Here is a 21,085-nt window from a genome sequence, read left to right as displayed (position 1 = left end):
AGTTTCTTTTTTGTTCGGAGTATCGTCAAAAAAGCACTATTTTTATTTGACTTACCCAATCATCACACTTTCTTCTGGATATTTGATTTTTATTTCTTGCTGATGAACTTTTTTCATCAATGAAAAAGCAATCGTCAACACGCCAACGCGCCCAGTATACATCAATGCCATAATCAAAATTTTCCCAACAACTGATAAATCTGGCGTCAATCCCATTGTCAAACCAACCGTGCCAAAAGCAGAGAAGACCTCAAATGCGATATATTCAAGCCCCATTTTTTCTGGTACATATTCTGTAATTGATAAAATCATTACTGCCACCACACAAAGAGTCAGTGTTAAAAAAAATAAAGTCAACGCACGCAAAATAGTTGGTTGTCGTATCGTACGTCCAAAAATTTCAGCTCTTGTTCTCCCTTTAAACATTGAACGCATTTGCGCTAGCAACACACCCAAAGTGGTTGTTTTAAGTCCCCCCGCAGTTGAACCAGAAGTTCCACCGATGTACATCAAAAACATGGTTAGGATCAAACCAGCATGGCTCATCTTAGAATAATCAATCGACGAATAACCTGCCGTTCGAGGTGTCACGCTTAAAAAGAATGTATTAACTATCCGATTACTAAAATTGCCTTGTAAAAAGTTTGCTCCATTTTTTTCCGTAAAAAGAAAAACGAAAAAACTACCTACTAACAAAATACTCGTCATACTTAAAGCAATTTTTGAGTGTAAACTGATTTTTTTCGTTTGATGAAAGGTCAACAAGTCACGCCAAACAATGAACCCTAATCCACCAGCAATAATCAATATTGAAATCACGAGTAATAAATAATTATTTTCTTGATGTGCAACCAGGCTCTCGCCTAACAAATCAAATCCAGCATTACAAAAACTAGAAATAGCATGAAAAATACCATACCAGCTTCCCTTAATCCAACCAAATTCAGGAACAAACACGATTGATAATGCCACGGCACCTACTAGCTGGATTACTAAAGCAAACTTAAAAATATAAAGCATCAAATCGGTTACACCAGCCATTTTTTCTAAATTCAACGCTTCTTTTAACACAATACGTGTACTCAAACTAATCTTTTTTCGAGCAAGCGTGAAATATAAAATTGGCACCATCATAAAGCCTAATCCACCAATTTCAATTAAAATCAGCAAAACCAGTTGTCCCAAACCATTCCAATGTTCGACAGTATTTAAAGTAGTTAGTCCGGTAACACAAATCGCCGATGTCGCTGTAAACAGCGCATCCAGATAGTTGGTTGCCTCCCCACTTCGACTAAACAATGGCAGGGATAATAAGCTTCCTCCAGTAAAAATCAGCGCAAAGAAACCGAAAGCTAATAATTGTACCGCTGATAATTTTTGAAAAAGTTGAATCAATCGTGTCTTCAAGCAAGTTCACTGCCTTCCTGTTCGTCTTGTGCTAGTCCATTTTTGAGAAAAAGAGACTTGATTTTCATCAACTCTCTTTTTTCGCTCACGCAGAATTGTAGCTACTATGAATGGCTACTTCCCATATCCTTGATTTTGATTAAACGAGTAACTTCTGCACGTTCATTTTCTTCGAGTTTCATTTGAATGTAATAAATCGTTTCTTCCAACTGAGGAATCGTCATATACTCTAAAGCATTTACTCTTCGTCGTGTTTTTTCAATTTCGCTTGCCATCAACTGACACGTTTTTTCGATTTCCGTTAATGCCAACAGTTTAGGCAACACACTCGTAAATTGTTCAATTGCTTGATCTAGTTCTGCATTGGAGTTTAAATAGCCATATTCTAACGGCGCTTCTCCCAGTCGGTCATCATATTGAAAGTTCATCACAGGTACCTTGACGCTCATAATATTTTTTTCAGTCACTGCTAATTCCATCGTTTCGGCAGGTAGCACAAACAATTCTTCAATGAAGGCTTCATTGATTGATGCATTCGCAAGAACCACATTTGCCATGGCAGCCTGTAACTCAGCTTCCATTTCTTGACGAAGCTGATGATTTTTGCGAACGAATAGAATAAACTGACGCATCAATTCATCTTGCTTATCTTTCAGTAATTTGTGTCCACGAGTAGCCGTTGTTAACTGTTTTTTTAAACGAGTAAACTCCATACGCGTTGGATTCACCGTTAGTCTTGCCATTAGCGCACTTCCTTTTCAGGTAAATATTCCTCTAGCAACTCTTCTTTGATTCGCTTTAACTCTGTCCTTGGTAACATCGAAAGTAATTCCCAACCTAGGTCAAGGGTTTCAAAAATTGAGCGATTCGTGGTAAATCCTTGATTGATGTACTCTTCTTCAAAACGGTTCGCAAATTTTGCATAGATTTTATCCACATCAGACAACGCCGACTCACCTAATACGATTGCAAGTTCTTTCGCTTGCTTTCCTTGCGCATAAGCTGCAAATAATTGATTCATCGTAGCTGCGTGATCGACCCTTGTTTTGCCGGCACCCGTTCCTTTATCCTTTAGTCGAGATAAGGAAGGTAACACATCAATCGGTGGCTGAATCCCACTCTTATACAATTCTCGTGATAAAATAATCTGCCCTTCTGTGATATAACCTGTCAAATCAGGAATCGGATGCGTTTTGTCATCTTCTGGCATCGTCAAAATCGGAATCTGAGTGACAGAACCCTTTACGCCACGAATTCGACCAGCACGTTCAAATAACGTTGCTAGATTCGTGTATAGATACCCTGGATAGCCACGACGTCCTGGAACCTCTCGTCGTGCCGCAGAAATTTCGCGCAAAGCTTCCGCATAATTGGTCATGTCTGTCATAATGACCAAGACATGCATCCCTTTTTCATAAGCTAAATACTCTGCTGCTGTCAGTGCCATTCGTGGTGTAGCGATCCGCTCAATTGCAGGATCGTTAGCCAGATTCATAAACATGACACTTCGATCAATTGCACCCGTTTGACGAAAGTCTTCCATGAAAAATTCTGCTTCCTCAAATGTAATCCCAATTGCGGCAAAGACGACAGCAAAATCTTCCGCTTCATTCAGCACCGTTGCTTGTCGTGCAATTTGAGCGGCCAATTCTTTATGTGGGAGTCCTGAACCAGAGAATACAGGTAATTTTTGTCCTCTTACTAACGTATTCAAATGATCGATTGCTGAAATACCAGTTTGAATAAATTCATCGGGATAATCTCGTGCAACTGGATTGATAACTTCCCCATTAATATCGACTTTTTTCTCTGCCAAAATTTCTGGACCATGATCTTTCGGGCGACCTAGACCATCAAAGACTCTGCCAATCATGTCTTCAGAAACACCAAGTTCTAACGGATGCCCAAGAAATCGTACAGCAGAATCTCGCAGATTAATACCACTAGTTCCTTCAAAAATCTGAACCATTGCTTTGTCTTCTTGAACTTCTAACACTTGTCCTCGGCGAATTTCACCATTTTGCATACGAACTTCAATCAGCTCTTCGTACTTTACACCTGCTACTTTTTCTACCGCCATCAAAGGACCAACTACTTCACCAATCGTTTGGTATTCTTTAATCAACAGTCATTCCTCCTTCCACAATGATTTTTTGGATTGTTTCTTTCGTTTCAACCAATAGTGCATCAAGCTGCTGGATTTCAGTTTCTGGTATATATTTACTTCGTGCAATTCGGTCACGAAGGACAACCGTTCCTTCCATAATTTCAGTTAAATATGAACCTACAGACAGCGCACGACGCGCTTCTTGTCCAAACGTTAAAATCAGTTGCAACATTTTGAACTGTTTTTCTCTTGAAGTAAATGTATCAACATCATCAAAAGCATTTTGCTGAAGATAGTCTTCTCGAATTGACTTTGCAACTTCCAAAGTCAAACGATCATTATCAGAAAGTGAATCAATCCCAACTAAACGAACGATTTCATTTAATTGTTCTTCCTCTTTTAATATACGCATGCCTTCTGTAACCATTTTTGACCAGTCTGCTTGCAATACTTGATCCAAATATTGACCAACTTCCGTCGAATACAAAGAATAACTTTGCATCCAGTTGATTGATGGAAAATGACGACGTTGTGCTAGGTTAGCATCTAACCCCCAGAAAACTTTCACCACACGCAATGTATTCTGTGTCACAGGCTCAGAAATATCTCCACCTGAAGGAGAAACGGCACTGATGGCTGTAATGCTACCTTCTCGGGGCACTGAACCAAGAGTCATTACTCGCCCTGACCGCTCATAATATTCTGCTAAACGCGAGCCCAGATAAGCTGGATACCCCTCGTCTCCCGGCATTTCTTCCAATCTACCACTCATTTCTCGTAAAGCTTCCGCCCAACGAGAAGTAGAATCTGCCATGATTGCCACATCATAGCCCATATCACGGAAATACTCAGCAATTGTAATGCCTGTATAAATCGACGCTTCTCGTGCCGCAACTGGCATATTTGATGTGTTTGCAATTAAAACTGTACGTTCCATTATGGATTCACCAGTATTTGGATCAATCAATTCAGGAAATTCATTTAAGACATCCGTCATCTCGTTTCCACGCTCGCCACAACCAACATAAACAACCATATCAACATCTGCCCATTTAGCAATTTGATGCTGCACAACTGTTTTTCCAGCTCCAAATGGTCCGGGAACAGCTGCTGCTCCTCCCTTTGTCACTGGGAAGAAAGTATCAATCACTCGTTGTCCAGTAATCATAGGCGCTTCTGGGTTGCGTTTTTCCTTAATTGGTCGACTTCGTCTCACTGGCCATTTTTGCATCATCGTTAATTCTTGACTTCCTTGTTCAGTTTCAAGAACACATACAGCTTCATCAATCGTGAAATTTCCTGACGCTAATTGGCTGATTTTCCCACTGATTCCATTTGGAACCATGATTTTATGTTGGATTACTTTCGTTTCAGCCACAGTTCCAATTACATCCCCCGCAACGACAAACTCTCCTACCTCAGCTGTTGCTTCAAACCACCATTTTTTCTCATGATCTAAAGCTGGTAGTTGTACACCCCGACCTAAAAAATTACTTTGGGTGATTTCCATGAAGGTATCCAACGGGCGCTGGATACCATCAAACATTTGAGAAATAATTCCTGGTCCCAGTTCAACAGACAGTGCTTCGCCCGTTGAACGTACTGGTTCACCTGGTCCAATTCCTGATGTTTCTTCATAAACTTGGATTGAAGCGACATCACCACGCATTTCAATGATTTCGCCAATAACCCCAAGTTCTCCTACTAAACACATATCTTGAATGCTAGCATCACTCATATTTTCAGCCATAACAAGTGGTCCAGACACTTTGATAATTCTTCCAATTTGCAAATCATTCGCTCCTTTTCCCTACTATAAAATATTTTGACCTACGGCTTTTTCAACATTGTTTTGAATTTCAGTTAATCCAATCTTCTCTGTTCCTTGATAATTAGGAATCAATACGATTGCTGGTATCAGTTGTTCTTGGTAGCGAGCAATTACTTCTGGGATGGAAGTCGCACATTGTTCTGTGACATAGATTACACCATAGCCCTCTTTTGCCATTTGCTCCACGAGTCGACGTACATTCTGTGGATTTGTTTCAAAGTGAACATCAAAACCAACTAACTGAAAAGGTAAGACAGATGCCTTGTCACCAATTACACCAATTTTATGTCCCATAGACTGTCCTCACCCGCTCTCTGATTTGTTCTGTACTAAATTGGCTACGTTTACCAACTGCTAACAAACGCAAATTTTTTCCTTCTACTTCTTTTGCATTTAAAAAAGCAAGTAATGGTAATGGACCAAAAGCCTGTGTTTGCGCCTCTTGATAAAGGGAGGAAAGGTAATCATCCTTCAAACGTTCCAAAGTAATTAGATCAATTTCTGTTTCTTTTAGTGCAGGGCGAATAATTTCTGCATAATCAGTTGTTAATAAAAAGCGAGTATATGCTTCTAATTCTTGACCAACAAAAGACAAAAAGATTTCCTTTTCGATGCCACCCGCACTTGAAAGAACAGTTGTCATAAATCCTTTCGTTCGATTTTGACTCAGTCCACGTGCCATCGTTATAATATTTGTGAGATCAATCAATGCAATGATTTCCGTTAACAGTTCCTTGTACCCGAGTTTCTCGCCAAGTCGGCGCTGTTCTGTTAGAAAATGACGATCATAAATCACATCAATTCCCTGTAAAATAGTTGCCCCTTCAAAATAATCAAACACTTCACGGATACTGGCAAGTAATGTCTCCGGTAATTCAACAGAATCTTGTGTTCGAACCGCTTCTTTCATCATATCTAATGAATAGAAGCCGTCATCAATAAATAACTGATCCAGATTTTTGCCTGTTAGCTCTGCCTTGGTTAAAACTTTCAAGTTATGGAAAGTAAAGCGCATCGTATAAATCCAAAGAATCTCTGGTTCAGGAACTCGTTCCTTTAGCCATGCAAACAATTCACTTTGTTCCTTTGCTAAGTTTTGTTCCAATTCGTATTCAAATCCCTCATAAAGATAAGGTTGATAAATCGTCGTTTTCAATTGTTCGCCAAATGCGTCGATTGAAGGGGCTTGAATCAAACGCTCAAAATCTTCATTCGTCAATAATTCAAGCTCTCTCCCGCGAATCAAAGGATTTAATTCGTGATAGTTCATCGTTCCCCTCCTTAAGTAAACAATTGTTGTGCTAGCTCATACCCCATCGAGCCTCTTAACTCCGTCACTAACCGACTAAACAAAAAATTGTATTGAATTCCTTTACTGTCCAAGACAAAACCAGCTTCATTTGGGATTACCTTTGGATCTTTAACTAATGTAAAGGGCAGTTTTTGAGAGAAATCTTTTATTTGCTCTTCCGTAAAAATATCTGCCGATTTTTCACCTACGCGAAAGATTACTTCTCCTTTTAATGCCAATGGACTTAAAGCTGTCTGTACAAATGCGAGAACATCTTGTGGTTTCCACGCTTCCATTTTCTCAATTGCTTCATCAAATAACTTATCTAAAAAAGCTTGTTTTTGATTTAGCATATCTTGTCGAGCTTCGACTTGCTGACGATTTTCTAATTGACGATAGTGTCGCTCTAATGACTCGAGTTGCTTACGCTCTTGTTGCTGAAAAGTAGTCGTTACTTGTTCTGATTTTTGTTTGAACACTTGCTCAATCTTTTTACGTTCAGCTGTCTCAAAAGCAGCACGTTCATTTGCTGCGTCTTCATTTATTTGCTTAATGATTTGTTCAATGGCATCCATTGATTCTCCTCCTTTACGTTTACGCGTTTAAAACTAATAAGAAAGAAATCACGAAGCCTAAAATCGCATAGGTTTCAACCATCGCAGCAAAAATAATTCCTTTCGTTGCATGTTCCGGTTTTTTCGCTAAAATTTGAATACCTGCTGCCGCCACTTTACCTTGTGCAATACCAGAAAATAATCCTGTAAATGCAATTGGTAAAGATGCACCTAGATAGCTCATTCCTTGAACAACAGATAGGTCGCCACTCAAGTTGATGAAAATCAAGAAAGCAATTACGAAGCCGTAGAGTCCTTGCGTTCCTGGTAACAATTGTAAAATCAGTGCCTGACCAAATTTTTCTGGTTGGCTAGTTGTCAGTGCTGCTGCTGCTTCACCAGTCATTCCCACACCTTTAGCTGAACCAATTCCTGAAAAAATCGTAGCCACGCCCATCGCTAATACTGCAAAAACAATTCCACCGTTATTTGTAATTAAGTAATCCATCATTTGTTAAAACTCCTCCATTATTCACTTTTTTTGTTTTCGATGATTGATGTTGACATATTTTTCTGCGGTTTTAAGTGGTTGAAATGCTCGCCCACCACCTGTATAAAACTTGCCAAAAAATTCGACATATTGTAACCGAGCACCATGAACATATGCACTCAATAATGTTAAGAATAGATTTAATGCATGTAAGAGAACAATCAAAAACAAACCTGCACTAAATCGCGCTACTGGTGGCATAAATGCTACCAACATATTAAACGCGGCGGCGATACTTCCACCAGAAATCCCAAGTGCCATCAAACGAGTATAACTAACTAGGTCACCGATATAACTCGTTAATCCGTATAGATTGTATACGCCCTTGGCAGCCCCTTTCGCTTTCGAAGTAGACTGAATGATTGGAATAATCACAATACAAAGCGCCGATAAAATCGCAATACTGCCTCCAAGATACAAAAATTGTTTTTGTTTTAACACAACTGCTCCGACTACAGCTAAGACAATTCCGATTAAGATACCTTGCCATGCAAATCCTTCGCTAATCGCATTTAAGTACGCTTTTCTCTTCAAGTTTTCTTTTGCTGAAACAAATAGACCAACTAAGATTTGAATCAAACCAAAAATAACTGATAAAATCAAAATCGTATTAACATCTTCTGTTGTTGATAAAATAGGAAATGGTAGTGGTAGACCAAAGATTGTTTTTGGTAACGCCATGCCGAAAAATGAACTGTAAATCAAGCCCCAGATAATCGTTGGGATAGATAAAATCTCAAAAAACTTAACAAATCTTGTAAGTCCACGTGGTAAAGTGACCCATTTTTGTAATAAGATCGAACCAATCAATAACAATAACCCATACCCAACATCTGCGACCATCATACCGAAAAAGACAAGATAAAACGGCATGAACCATGGCGTTGGATCAACTTCTTCGTATTTTGGTAAACTATACATCTCTGTTAGTAATTCAAATGGCTCGACTAGTGGATGATTGGTTAATTTTGTTGGTACTTCCATTTGAATTTCTTCGACTGTTGGCGACTCAAATTGAACATGAACAGCCGAAGCTGGAAGTTTTTCTGCTAAAGCTGTCATCAAATCTTCCTTTGTATCTATTCCAATCCAGCCTTGTAAAACAATCAGTTGCTTTGAACGCACAAATTGTTGCTTGATTCTTTCACGTTCAATCAGCGCTAAGGTCACTTCTTCCACCCATTCAAATTCACGAATCTTTTCACGATACAAACCAATCTTGGCAGCTAGTTCCTTTTGGTTAGTTTGCACTTCTAGCATTTGCTGTTTGATTTTGGTTAAAGCTTTGCTTGGCACTTCATCATAGGGATAATTACACACCGTTAAGCCATGCCGACCTGCAAGTTCTGCTACCTGTTCCGCTGCGTCTTGCAAAGTAATATACGCCAAGTAAACAGATTTTGGTGTAGAATAAATCTCTTCCAAATAAACAGGTAATTGTGCTACAGCTGTTTGAAAAGGTTCCAAACTAGTTGTTCCCATACTTCCCAAAACTAGAACTGTCTTTTGACTATGAAAAGTTGCAGGAATCACATCCAAGTATTGCCAATTTGAAAGATATTCCTCTTCTTCCGTTAGTTCTTTACGTCGTTCACTTAGCTTCTGCCACTGTTTTTTTAATTCCAAGATTTCTTGTAATTTTTTCAAAAAATCAGCTTCTGAATAAGCAGCTTCTAATTCATGCAAAGAAAGTTCCGTTCGTTTTAAATGAACCAGCTTTTGTTGAGAATGACCATGATGCTCAATAAATTGAACCGCTTCACGAATTGATTGCAACCGTTGTTCTAATTCATGTTGACTCGTATTCTCAGTAAAAGTTTTGGTCTGTGGAAAGTAGGTATCGACCCAATGATTATTAGTCGTTTCTTGAAATAAATTGCGGAATTCAACTTGTTGAATTCCTTGGATAGCTTGTAAAACAGCTTCTTGGTTCTTCTGATCTGAAATGAGTGTGACTTTTTCCATCTTAGTGACGGACATATTCTTTCACCCTTTCAATAATTAGATCTATTGCATGTTCTTGATGTTCGTCATATTGTTCAGCTAGTGTTTGTTGAACCTGTTGGATTTCCTCATCTAACTGTTTTTGTTTGGTCTGAAGTGTTGCTTCTTTGATTTGTTTTTTCTCTGAAAGAAGTTGAGTCAATTCTTGCCTTTTTCTTTCCTCAATCACGTGAATCTCATCTTCTTTTTTCTTTGTTAACTGTTGCATCTCAGTACGCAAAACTTGCATCTGTTGTTCATTTTTTTCTTCCGCTTTACGAATCTGTTCCAAAATTTCTAACAAATCGTTCACATCCTTTCGATAAAAAAAAAGAGGTAACTGCCTTTCAAGTTCATTGAAAGCAGCTACCTCTAACGATATCTGTCTGGTAATCGAGCTACTTTCAACAACTGTTCTTCTCACCCCTTGAAGAACTTGATCCTTGAAAGCTTGCGCCCAACCTTTTTTATTTGAATTTGTCTTTCATTATAGCAAAATGAGGTAAATGTTCAACCATTTTCGGACGCTTTTTAATGGCGACTTACAAAAAAAGTCTAGCCAACCCTAATGGCATCAGGGTTTCAGTACCACAAAAAATTCAAAGTATTTCCACTTTTTTTCAAAAGTTGTTACAATCAGTTTAGTTACAGTCTGGAGGAACAACTATGCAACCTATTATTGGAATTGCCGGTAATCATTTAAATAAAGCAACAGATACTTTTCAAGGAAATGAAGTTACTTATACCCCACAAGGATTTGTTCAAGCAGTGAAACAAGCAGGTGGTTTACCACTCATCTTTCCCATACTTGAACCAAGCTACGCAGCTGCCTTTATCAGCCGTGTCGATAAATTATTATTAGCTGGGGGACAAGATATCAGCCCTCAATTATATCAGCAAGATCCACATCCAAAGCTACAAGAAACTAACTTGAACCGAGATCTTTTTGAACAAGCATTGATCAAAGAAGCAATCAAACAAAAGAAACCTATTTTTTCTGTTTGCCGTGGTACACAATTAGTGAATGTCGTACTAGGTGGAACCTTGTATCAGGATCTTTCCCTCTATCCCAATTGGGCAGTTAAACACGAACAACAACCAACTGTACCAACTTTTGCTACTCATGAAGTAAAGGTTTCTGCTAATAGTCTACTTGGTTCTTTGTTACCAGAATCTTATTTTGTCAATTCCTACCATCATCAAGCGATCAAAGATTTAGCTCCTTCATTGAAAGCAATCGCCATTGCAAATGACGGAATCATTGAGGCAGTCGAGAGTAAAAATCCCGAAGAAAAAATTTTTGGTGTTCAATGGCACCCTGAGTTGACACACCAAGTCAATCCACTGGATCAAAGTCTCTTCGATTACTTTGTCAATAAACTATAAAAAGAGGTTGTGGCGCAATGCGTTTAGCTCCGAAAAAATAATGAGCAACTGACAAAAATAGCATGCCATATTTTTAGGCAGTTACGAATTATTTCGAGGAGTTGCTTGGGGAACACCGTGAATAAGGTTGTGGCGCAAAGCGTTTAGCTTCAAGCAATAAGAATGCTTTTTTTAAAATAGTTTTCCATATTTTAAGAAAAGAGGACTTATTGCCGAAGGAGTTGCTTTGGGAACACCGTTTGTTAGAAAAAGGAGATGTGACAAGACTTTTGTCACATCTCCTTTTTCTAATTAATTCAATTATCTGGTTGGATAAATCTCTAGTAATTGATGTAGATGATTAATCTCTCGTTGAAGGACTCTTCCCTTAGTCGTAGTTCGATTTAAACGACGCGGCAACTGTTGATCAATCACCTTTTTAACATAGGTTCCCTCATCTGTCTGCGCTAATTGCTGTTCGATTGACACAAAGGGATAATGAGTGACTAACTGGAAACCATAAGAATTCAAAAGTAGTGAATAGCCAGCAATCCCCGTTGTTTTCTGATACGCTTTAGACAGTCCTCCATCAATCACAAAAACAGTTCCCTCCGCTTTGACTGGTGACTCACCTTTACAAACTTTCACAGGAGTATGACCATTGATAATCACTGAGCCAGTCGATTTTATACCAAATGAGGACAAGACCTTTTGGCTAAACCATAACTCATTTCTCAAACGATAGTAGGCGTTACTTTTTTCCACATGGGTCTGTGTTTCTTCTAAAAAATAGCGTTCAAAGGTTGCCATTTTACTTTTTCCAAATAAAGGTGAAACCCGCCCACTCCAAGCATACCAAATATAATCCGTTGCTAAATCTTCACCAGAATCTGGTGTTTTTGCACTTTCACGAATTTTTTCTTCAAAAAATGTTAACAGCTCAACTCCTCCAACAACTTGCTCTTGCTCTAACGCTAAAAAGTTTCCCTTTTCATCCACTGGAATACACCCATGGAATAACAAATGGTCATTGTAAACGAGATACATCGCTCCTTTTTCCAATAAAAATTCCATGTGGTTCTTCATTCGTAGCGAGTGCTGAAAGGAATACATCAAACTATCAATTATTTGCTCCTCTTCTTTTGTCAATTGTTCAGGTGTTTCAGGGGAAATTGTTTGAAAGCAGGCACCTTTAATCGAATAGCTTGCTCCTTCTAAAGTAATTATTTCTTTTTCATAATCAATTTTGTGTAGAAGTTGGCGCTCGTCCATTTCAAATTCTGGTCTTCGCATGAGCAACTGCTCTTCAACTTTAAATTGCATAATCGCTAATGCTTGATGAACTTGTTCCAATTCACTTTGTTCAGAATCGGTCATAGTTTCGCTGTTTTTTGGTGTAAACACAGCATTTTTTTTATACGTTTGATGGGCAAACGAAAATAATGGTCGTAAATTAATCGCGTATTCTTTTTCTAACTCAAACAAATAATTATAGCGTGTTGCAATACGCAGTAAAGTCAACAAGCAAGCTTTTGAACCATAAAATGCACCTAACCATAAAATATCATGATTTCCCCACTGAATATCAATTGATGATTGTGTCATCAATCGATCCATCACTTTCGCCGCTTGTGTTCCGCGATCAAAAATATCACCAACAATGTGTAAATGATCGATCACTAACGTTTGAATCGTTAACGCAAGTTTTTCTAAAAAACGATCGACTTCTCCTAACCGTACAAGTTGTTCAATCACTTTTTGTGCGTAAGCTTTCTTTCCTTGTAACCGATTATCTAAGTACAAAAGTTCTTCGATAATATAGCTGTATTCTTTAGGTAAACTTTTTCTAACTTTAGACCGAGTATATTTAACTGAGGTAAATCCCAAGAGATCAATCAACTGTACGACTAGTTGTTCCTTTTCTTGTTGAGCGTACCAAGCTGTTCGTTGCACATATTCTGGGTAAGCAACAAACAAAGTTAACTGATTTCTTTCCTCTTCCGATAATTGATTTTCAAATAATTCGCGAACTTTTTCCTTCAAGTTTCCTGAACCAATTCGCAAAATATGATCGAAAGCCGGAAATTCACCATGAATATCGCTTAAAAATAATTCCGTTCCTTTAGGCAATTGTAAAATCGCTTCTAAATTAATGATTTCAGTTAAAACTGCTTCGGTCGTTGGAAACTTTTCTGACAATAATTCTAAATACGGATCCATCAATGACCCTCCTTAATCGGTATAGTTCATATTCTATTACCAATAAACTTTTTAAACAAGTTTAAAACAATCAAAATAGATAAAAACAAATAATTGGTCTATCCAAAAAAAAGACTCAGACAAAACTGTCTGAGTCTTTGACTTAAATTCAGTTAGAAAGAGATGAACTGCTTTTTCTCACAAACGCAGTTTACCCTTTTTTCCGTTCATTTCTCATAATCGAAATTGATTGTTTCAATGAACTCCAAATGCCACCTTCACTATAAACAAGAACATTCGATTTATACATGTTTGCTGAAACGACTGTTAAGAAGAAAGTAATCAAGAGTAAGAGAATCAACGAAATCCATGCACCACCCAATCCCACTGTATCATTCGCCAAACGAATTGGCATAACATAAGAAGAAAGGAACGGGATATAAGAAGTAATCCGAATCACAATATTATTAGGATCTGATGCGCCAAGAATCAATCCCAAAAGATAACCACCTAATGAAAGATAAGTTACAGGTAGAATAGCTTTTGCGGTATCCTCTGCTTTATTGACCAATGAGCCACATAAAGCTGCCAACACAGAGAAAATCAGAATCCCTAAAATCATGAACGCTAATGAGAACCACAAGAATGGACCGAAGATATTCGTCAAAGAAATACCTGCCAAAATTTCTTTGACCATGTCCATATTCTTAAATTGTTGATATCCTACTCCAAAGATAACGCCATATAAGCCCATCTGTGTCAAAGCGACCAACAAAACACCGGTTAATTTCCCATAAAAATGTTTTTGTGCTGTCGTACTAGACAAAATAACTTCCATGATTCTTGTCCCTTTTTCCGACGCAATTTCTTGAGCAATGATTTGTGCATACGTCAAAATGATAATAAATAGCGTAATAGTGACCACATAACTTACCACATATTGCACAAGGGAATTATCTTCCCCAATAGTCATCTTCCCTTGGTCATCAAAGCTGACTTTTTGTCTATCCAATCCAGCCATCTCACTTAAACTTGCCACTTCTTGTGCAGAAAGCCCAAGTTGACTAGCACGAACAGTTGATTGAATACCTGTCAATTGTTGTTGAATCAACAATTGAGTACTTTGTCCCAGTGAATTTTCACTGTATAAAGTTCCTTTGACTTCATTATTAGCCATTGTAACGACTAGATAGGCATCAATTTTTTCATCTTCAAGTTGCTTTTGTGCTGATTTTTCAGAATCTACTTTTTCAAAACTAAATTCATCTGATTTTAGTTGGCTCATCTGTTCACTCAGTTGAGGATTCTCTGATAAAATACCGATTTTATTTACTTCACTATTATTCTGTGCAAAGTTCCCCGCCACATACATGATTCCCATCATAATAAATGGAACCAGAATCATCACTAGAAAGGAAATTGATTTTACATTTTTTAAATAAACATCTTTTGTAATAATCCAAAATTTACGCATCGAACTCACCTGCCTTCAGTTTGAAAATTTCTTCAAGAGTTGGCGGCTGTTGATTAAACATTGGGATATAGCCAAATTGTGTTGCACGAGTAAAGATTTCTTTACCTGCCTCGGGGTCTGACAACGTAATTTCAAGTGAATCATCTTCACGCGAAACGACTTTTTCAACACCTTCAACTTCAGCAACTTCAGCTTGTGTTAAATCTGATTCTAAAAATATTTTTGTTCGACCAAAAGACTCACGAATTTCATGAACCTTACCATCAAGTACCATTTTCCCATTTCGCAACATAATCAAATGATCGCAGATTTTCTCCACGTTATCCATATTATGACTGGAAAAGATAACACATGATCCTTTTGCTTTCAGCTCAAGAATACCATCTTTCAGTAGTTCTGCATTCACTGGATCCAGTCCGCTAAATGGTTCATCTAAAATAATCAGTTTTGGTTCATGAATCAATGTAGCAATCAATTGAACCTTTTGCTGGTTCCCTTTAGACAAAGACTTTACCTTATCTGTTTTCTTTCCTTTAACTTGAAACTTTTCCATCCAAAAATCAATCTTGGGCTCAATCTCTTTTCGTGTTTTCCCACGTAACTCTGCAAAATAAATCAATTGATCTTGAATCGTAACTTTTGGATAAAGCCCACGTTCTTCAGGCAAATACCCAATAATATCATATTCTTTTTCCCCTAATGGTTTACCATTCCACAAAATTTCTCCTTGATCTTGAGTCAAGAAATCCAAAATCAAACGAAACGTAGTTGTTTTTCCTGCACCATTTTGTCCAATCAACCCCATGATTTTTCCATCTGGTATTCGAAAAGATACATGGTCAACTGCAGTATAGTCGCCAAATGTCTTAACTAAATCTGTAACCTCTAACATCACTTCACTCCTTTTCTTCCCTAAACTGTTGCTCTTCATTTCATTCATAAAAATAGTTGAAACAGATACAAAAAGAGACAAGCTTTCTTGACTTAAAGATATTGGTCAAAAAAAACTTGTTTCAATCCATTTTTTCTTTATATAAAAAATAATAGGACACTTTACAAGGTTTGTAAAGTGTCCCTAACTTAGTTTTGACTTAGCTTATCGTGTACATTTTGTGCAACATTCTTTGGTAGACCAATTGCTTGCAAGTCTTCAATTGATGCTGCAGTGATATTTTTTAAAGACTTGAACTCCTTAAGCAAGGCCTTCTTTCGCTTAGGTCCAAGCCCATCAATTCCATCCAAACGAGAAGCAAAGCTGTTTTTGCTACGTAATTGACGATGAAACGTGATCGCAAACCGATGCACTTCGTCTTGAATCCGTTGAAGTAAAAAGAATTCTTGAGAATTACGTTCTAAAGGAATCACCGAAAGTTCAGGACCAAATAAAAGCTCACTTGTTTTATGTTTATCATTTTTTGCCAGCCCAGCAATCGGGATATCGACACCCAACTGATTTGCTAGCACTTCTCTGGCAACATCAACTTGCCCTTTACCACCATCAATCAAAATTAAATCGGGGAGTGGTAAGCCTTCTTTTAACACGCGAGAATAACGGCGATAAATCACTTCTTTCATCGATGCATAATCATCTGGACCTTGAACTGTTTTGATTTTATATTTTCGATACTCCTTTTTGGCAGGTTTTCCATCAATAAATACAACCATAGCCGAAACGGGTGATGTTCCCATAATATTTGAGTTATCAAACGCTTCGATACGAATCGGTGTTGGAATGTTCATTGCATTTCCTAATTTTTCTACGGCACCAATTGTTCGTTCTTGTTTTCGAACAATGAGATCAAAACGCTCATTTAATGCCACTCGAGCATTCTTATTGGCTAATTCAACCAATTTTTTCTTTTCTCCTCTTTGCGGTTGCAAAACTTTAGTTGAAAGTAGGGCTTCCACACTTGGCTTATCAATCGTATCTGGAATGAGCACTTCTTGTGGAATGAAGTGTTCATTTTCTTGATAAAATTGCCCGATATAAGTTAAGAAATCTTCTTCAGGTTCATTATAAAAAGGGAACATGGAAACATCACGTTCAATCAACTTTCCTTGACGAACAAAAAACACTTGTACACACATCCAGCCTTTATCAACAGCATAACCAAAAACATCACGATTCTTCAAGTCAGTATTTGTCATTTTTTGGCGGGTCATCACGGTATCAATTGCCCGAATTTGATCACGATACTCCGCAGCTTTTTCAAATTCCATATTTTCAGCTGCTACTTCCATTTTTTGTTGAATCTCTGTCTCAATCGCTACATAGTCGCCACCTAAAAATCGTTTAACTTCGTCCACAATTTCTGTGTAAACAGCTGGATCAACATGGAAGAAATAAGGACATAAACATTGTCCTAGATGATAATACAAGCAAGGTTCCTTTGTCTGACTTGGTTTACATTTACGTAGTGGAAACAATCGATCTAAAATTTTTTTTGTTTCATTAGCCGCACCAACATCTGGATAGGGACCAAAATACGTTGCTTTATCTTTGAGAACTTTTCGGGTAATGACCAAACGTGGATACTTTTCATTTGTGATTTTAATAAAAGGATACGTTTTGTCATCCTTTAGCATAATATTATATTTAGGATCATTTTTCTTGATCAAATTAATTTCTAAAAGTAATGCTTCAATATTTGATTCTGTAACGATATATTCAAAGTCTTCAATTTCACTGACTAATCGTTCTGTTTTTGTATTATGACTACCAGTAAAATATGAACGAACTCGATTTTTCAAAATTTTTGCTTTACCAACATAAATGATCGTCCCGTTCTTATCTTTCATTAAGTAACAGCCCGGTTGATCAGGAAGCAAAGCTAATTTGTTCTTAATTCTTTCGTTCATCGGGTACTCCCCTCTTCGTTATTCTTTTATTTATTATAACATGGTTGTCAAGAACAAAAGTTCCCCTTCTATTAATTAACGTCAAAAAGAAGAGGTCGACTAGTTGCCGACCTCTCGCAATTGCGCTCTTTGATTTTTATTTTTTATAGGTATTGGTCAACCATTTGACGCAATTGTTCTTTTGAATGAACACCAACAGCTTTTTCGACTACTTGACCATCTTTTTTCAAAAGTAAAGTTGGAATGCTCATGATTCCGAATTGTTGTGGTGTTTCAGGATTTTCATCTACATCCATTTTTACAATACGAAATTCGTCTTCATCATATTCTTCTTGTAATTGTTCCAAAATTGGTGCTTGCATTCGACAAGGGCCACACCATGTTGCCCAAAAATCGATTAAAACTAATCCTTTATCTGTTTCTTGGCTAAATGTTTGATCTGTAATTTCACGTGACATAAAAAAGACCTCCGTTTTTATTAATCTCTGGCTAGTATAACACCTTCAACTCAATCCATCGAACAATTTGCTTACCATTAGTAAGTCTTACTTAAATTTCACAATCGTTGCACCATTTCCACCTTGATTTGCAGGTGCAAATTCAAAACTTTTCACACTACGATGATTTTTCAAATACTCAGTGATTCCCTGACGTAACGCGCCAGTTCCTTTTCCATGAACAATCGTCACTTGTGGGTAGCCGGCTAAAATCGCCGAATCTAAGTATTGATCTACTTCATTTAGTGCCTCTTCATAACGTTTCCCACGCAAATCTAATTGATTCGCCACATGGCTACTTGATTCAGAACGAACAGCATGAACCACTCGTTGTTTTGGTTCTTTTTCAGGTGCTACTGGTGTTAAGTCATCTTCTGACACATTCATTTTCAAAATACCAATTTGAACTTGCCATTGATTCCCATTTTTCTTCAACAAAGTTCCTCTTTGACCATAAGTAGTGACTAAAACTTCATCTCCTACTTTTAAGATTTTTTGTTGTTTTGCTTTTTTTAACACTTTATTTTTTCTAAGAGTCTCTTCTTGATGTAAGTCAGCTAATTGTGATTTGGCATCAATCAGCTGGTGCTCTTTCACGTTCGTTCGACCGATTTGTTGCTGCATTTTGCGAATGTCAGCAATAATTTTTTCTGCCTTTTCCTCTGCTTCTGAAACCACTTCGTTCGCTTTTTTCTTTGCTTTTTCTAATTCCTTTTCGCGTTCTTCAAAGAAATAGCTATATGCTTCTTTCAAGTTTGCTTGAAGTGCTTCCGCTTCTTCAACATAATGACGCATCTCTAAATATTCTGTTTCAGCCATTTTTCGACGCGTTTCTAAATCAGAAATCATTTCGTTTAAATCTTGGCTTTCGTCGTCGATTAGTTGTTTTGCTTCATCAATTACTTCTTGTGCTAACCCCAACCGGCTGGAAATTTCAAAAGCGTTACTTCGTCCTGGAACACCAATCAATAAATGATAGGTTGGACTCAAGGTATCAACGTTGAATTCCATACTAGCATTAATGGTGTTCGCTCGATTATACCCATAAATTTTTAATTCAGGATAATGAGTCGTTGCCATAACGTAAGCCGATTTTTTACCCAAGTCATCCAAGATGGCAATCGCAAGGGCCGCACCTTCTTGTGGATCTGTTCCAGCACCTAACTCATCAAAAAGCACTAAACTTTTTTCATTTACTTTTGACAAGATTTCTACCGTGTTTGTCATATGAGAAGAAAAAGTAGAAAGACTTTGTTCAATTGATTGTTCGTCTCCAATATCCGCAAAAACTTCTTTAAAAATACCGATTTGGCTTTCCTCATCAACTGGAATTGGAAGACCTGCCTGTCCCATTAATTGAAGTAATCCAAGTGTTTTCAACGTGATTGTTTTCCCACCAGTATTTGGTCCAGTGATAACAATTGCCTGATACCCCTCACCAATGGAAATGTCATTTGGCACCACTTTTTCTTGATCGATTAAAGGATGACGTGCTTGCTTCAAGACAACATAGTTTTCTTCGCTGATCGTTGGCACGATTGCTTTGATTTCTTTCCCAAATCGAGCCTTTGCATTCATCAAGTCCATCTGTCCGATAACATACGCATTATGAATGATTTCTTGTCGATGTGGGACTAATTCTGCAGATAATTCACTTAAGATTCGTTGCACTTCATTTCGTTCTGCAATCTGATATTGACGTAAACGATTATTCAAATCCACAATTTGTTTTGGTTCAACAAATAACGTTTGCCCCGAAGCACTTTGGTCATGTACAACACCGCCAAAAACACCGCGGTACTCTTGCTTAACAGGAATAACATAACGATCATTACGCATAGTAATAATTGCATCGCTTAGATATTTCGCATTTTTCCCACGTACGATGCTATCCAATTGTTCACGAACCGTTTGTTCACTGCGACGAATATTTTGACGAATAATTTTTAATTCTGGCGAAGCATCATCTGTTACTCGCCCATCTTCATCAATTGCCTCCTTTAGTCGACGACTCAAAACAGGGATCGTAACTAATTGCTCCGCCCACATGTATAAACGATTAAACTCTATCTCACTGTCTTTTAAATCGTCGATAAAACGAGCTAATTCACTTGTTGTAGATAACACTCGAGAAACTTGCGCCAGTTCCACGCCATTTAAGTCAGCGCCAATTTCAATCCGTTTCATATGCGGACGAATATTTTCTAGTTTAGGGATTGGAATCCCTCCGCGTAATCGTTGCACTTTTAACCCGTCTTCTGTTTCCTGAAGAGCATTGGTAATCTTTTGCAATTGATTGTCTGGAACTAGTCGAGCAAGTTCTTCTTTTCCTTGGGCCGTCACGACAAATTGTTGGATCATCTGTTTTACTTTTTCAAATTCTAATGTTTCTAAAATTCGTTTATTCATTTTTTCACCTACTTCACTTTAACTATAAAAAGGAGTCTGGGATCAAACAAAAACCCCAGACTTTTTACATTTTTCAACTCACATACTACTAACTACATTAAAAACTCGTAATTTTCTTATCACTTTAAGAATGGTTCTTGTACCACAATCTTTTTCTCGAAATAACTCAGAATTGTTCAAAACTATGCATGCTGTTTTAGGGAAATTTTTATTGATGTAAGCTGAACGCCTTGCGCTACAACCTTATTTACGGTGTTCAAGAAGTAACTCCTGCAAAATAAGCCCAAATTACTCAAAAATTTGAGAAGCAATTTCTGGTAATTTATTCTTATTTATTGGAGCTGGGCACTTCTTTTACAACCTCATACACGGTGTTCTCAAAGCAGCTCCTTCGGCAATAAATCCCCTTTTCTTAAAATATGGAAAACTATTTTTAGAAAAGCATTCTTATTGCTTGAAGCTAAGCGCTTTGCGCCACAACCTTATCCACGGTGTTCCCAAAGCAACTCCTCGATATAGCTTGCAGTCACTTCAAAATATGAAGAACTATTTGAAGTGA

The 21,085-nt window shown here is 37.6% G+C and carries 17 protein-coding genes and 1 other annotated feature; of the genes, 1 reads left to right on the top strand and 16 read right to left on the bottom strand.

Going from position 1 to position 21,085, the window contains the following annotated elements:
- Positions 1 to 51 precede the first annotated feature (51 nt).
- The 10 genes from IGJ66_RS02895 to IGJ66_RS02850 form a co-directional block, all read right to left on the bottom strand.
- Positions 52 to 1,407: a TrkH family potassium uptake protein gene (locus IGJ66_RS02895; protein WP_430616806.1), complete on the bottom strand. Its 1,356-nt coding sequence runs from the start codon at positions 1,405 to 1,407 to the stop codon at positions 52 to 54.
- 104 nt (positions 1,408 to 1,511) lie between these two features.
- Entirely contained in the window at positions 1,512 to 2,150 is a 639-nt protein-coding gene (locus tag IGJ66_RS02890; protein WP_270607293.1) for a V-type ATP synthase subunit D, read from the bottom strand.
- A complete protein-coding gene (locus tag IGJ66_RS02885; protein WP_067483724.1) occupies positions 2,150 to 3,532 on the bottom strand; it encodes a V-type ATP synthase subunit B in 1,383 nt (460 codons plus the stop codon). The genes IGJ66_RS02890 and IGJ66_RS02885 overlap by 1 nt, the downstream gene beginning before the upstream one ends.
- A complete protein-coding gene (locus IGJ66_RS02880; RefSeq protein WP_071868661.1) occupies positions 3,525 to 5,306 on the bottom strand; it encodes a V-type ATP synthase subunit A in 1,782 nt (593 codons plus the stop codon). Before IGJ66_RS02880 ends, IGJ66_RS02885 begins: the two co-directional genes overlap by 8 nt.
- 21 nt (positions 5,307 to 5,327) lie before the next feature.
- On the bottom strand, positions 5,328 to 5,639 hold the full coding sequence (locus tag IGJ66_RS02875) for a V-type ATP synthase subunit F (protein WP_071868660.1): 312 nt from the start codon (positions 5,637 to 5,639) through the stop codon (positions 5,328 to 5,330).
- Positions 5,629 to 6,615, bottom strand: coding sequence for a V-type ATPase subunit (locus IGJ66_RS02870; RefSeq protein WP_430616805.1), 987 nt, complete (start codon positions 6,613 to 6,615; stop codon positions 5,629 to 5,631). Before IGJ66_RS02870 ends, IGJ66_RS02875 begins: the two co-directional genes overlap by 11 nt.
- Before the next feature lie 11 nt (positions 6,616 to 6,626).
- Entirely contained in the window at positions 6,627 to 7,211 is a 585-nt protein-coding gene (locus IGJ66_RS02865; RefSeq protein ID WP_071868658.1) for an ATPase V, read from the bottom strand.
- A 19-nt stretch (positions 7,212 to 7,230) separates the two neighbouring features.
- Positions 7,231 to 7,701 carry a V-type ATP synthase subunit K gene (locus IGJ66_RS02860; protein ID WP_067483716.1) on the bottom strand — a complete coding sequence of 157 codons (471 nt, stop codon included), beginning with the start codon at positions 7,699 to 7,701 and terminating at the stop codon, positions 7,231 to 7,233.
- Positions 7,702 to 7,722: 21 nt separating this feature from the next.
- Entirely contained in the window at positions 7,723 to 9,720 is a 1,998-nt protein-coding gene (locus IGJ66_RS02855; RefSeq protein ID WP_430616804.1) for a V-type ATP synthase subunit I, read from the bottom strand.
- On the bottom strand, positions 9,707 to 10,027 hold the full coding sequence (locus IGJ66_RS02850) for a hypothetical protein (protein WP_311801555.1): 321 nt from the start codon (positions 10,025 to 10,027) through the stop codon (positions 9,707 to 9,709). The genes IGJ66_RS02855 and IGJ66_RS02850 overlap by 14 nt, the downstream gene beginning before the upstream one ends.
- Before the next feature lie 110 nt (positions 10,028 to 10,137).
- Positions 10,138 to 10,186, bottom strand: a sequence feature (sodium ion sensor (DUF1646 type); this cis-regulatory element may regulate processes involved in with the transportation of sodium ions).
- A 203-nt stretch (positions 10,187 to 10,389) separates the two neighbouring features.
- Between IGJ66_RS02850 and IGJ66_RS02845 the strand changes: the two genes are divergently transcribed.
- Positions 10,390 to 11,109, top strand: coding sequence for a gamma-glutamyl-gamma-aminobutyrate hydrolase family protein (locus IGJ66_RS02845; RefSeq protein ID WP_430616803.1), 720 nt, complete (start codon positions 10,390 to 10,392; stop codon positions 11,107 to 11,109).
- Between the two features lie 300 nt (positions 11,110 to 11,409).
- On the opposite strand, the gene IGJ66_RS02840 is transcribed toward IGJ66_RS02845, so the two are convergent.
- The 6 genes from IGJ66_RS02840 to IGJ66_RS02815 form a co-directional block, all read right to left on the bottom strand.
- Positions 11,410 to 13,308 carry a fructose-bisphosphatase class III gene (locus IGJ66_RS02840; RefSeq protein ID WP_067481718.1) on the bottom strand — a complete coding sequence of 633 codons (1,899 nt, stop codon included), beginning with the start codon at positions 13,306 to 13,308 and terminating at the stop codon, positions 11,410 to 11,412.
- 190 nt (positions 13,309 to 13,498) lie between these two features.
- A complete protein-coding gene (locus IGJ66_RS02835) occupies positions 13,499 to 14,761 on the bottom strand; it encodes an ABC transporter permease (protein ID WP_067481716.1) in 1,263 nt (420 codons plus the stop codon).
- Positions 14,754 to 15,653 (bottom strand): ABC transporter ATP-binding protein, encoded by a 900-nt coding sequence (locus IGJ66_RS02830; protein ID WP_067481714.1) that lies wholly within the window; start codon positions 15,651 to 15,653, stop codon positions 14,754 to 14,756. The genes IGJ66_RS02835 and IGJ66_RS02830 overlap by 8 nt, the downstream gene beginning before the upstream one ends.
- A 188-nt stretch (positions 15,654 to 15,841) precedes the next feature.
- A complete protein-coding gene (gene uvrC, locus IGJ66_RS02825; protein ID WP_067481712.1) occupies positions 15,842 to 17,620 on the bottom strand; it encodes an excinuclease ABC subunit UvrC in 1,779 nt (592 codons plus the stop codon).
- Between the two features lie 143 nt (positions 17,621 to 17,763).
- The gene (gene trxA, locus IGJ66_RS02820) at positions 17,764 to 18,078 is read right to left on the bottom strand and encodes a thioredoxin (RefSeq protein WP_067481710.1); all 315 of its coding nucleotides are present in this window, start codon (positions 18,076 to 18,078) and stop codon (positions 17,764 to 17,766) included.
- Positions 18,079 to 18,165: 87 nt separating this feature from the next.
- A complete protein-coding gene (locus IGJ66_RS02815; RefSeq protein WP_430616802.1) occupies positions 18,166 to 20,526 on the bottom strand; it encodes an endonuclease MutS2 in 2,361 nt (786 codons plus the stop codon).
- Positions 20,527 to 21,085: the final 559 nt, after the last annotated feature.

The sequence above is a fragment of the Enterococcus sp. DIV0176 genome (assembly GCF_050528535.1).
Classification (GTDB): domain Bacteria; phylum Bacillota; class Bacilli; order Lactobacillales; family Enterococcaceae; genus Enterococcus_B; species Enterococcus_B thailandicus.
The sequence above is the reverse complement of the archived record's forward strand: the minus strand, read 5'-3'. Positions and strand labels throughout refer to the sequence as shown.